Raw genomic sequence first — 358 nt, forward strand, 5'->3', positions numbered from 1 at the left:
CTGGTGTTTTGGGTGCCGCAGGCTGAGTTTGTATGGAAGTGATAACGGAAGGTACCGCTGTTCTCGCCGGTATTCCATACTAATGGTGTGGTGCCATACGCCAGTACGGTAGTACCGGTGCTGTTTGTTATGGTAATAAAGTCGGTAGGTACCGAACTTGAAAACGTATAGTCTGTATTTGCAGATAGGATAACATTGCTATATTCCCCTGCATAAGCGAATGAAGTGATGGACTCTGCACTTCCTGTACATGCAGGTGTATAAGTTGCAACAGGAAAAAGGACACCTGTAGTACAGCCGGGTGGCGTACCGGTAAAAGGCCCTACATTTACCCACGTACTATAGGTGCCCGAACATA

Annotated in this window: 1 pseudogene; it reads right to left on the reverse strand. The window is 47.2% G+C overall.

Annotated features, from left to right (window positions below):
• Positions 1 to 358: pseudogene (locus ACLI09_RS18090) on the reverse strand (hypothetical protein); the annotation flags it as partial.

This window comes from Flavobacterium sp. RHBU_24, from assembly GCF_046613695.1.
In the GTDB taxonomy this organism is placed as follows: Bacteria; Bacteroidota; Bacteroidia; order Flavobacteriales; family Flavobacteriaceae; genus Flavobacterium.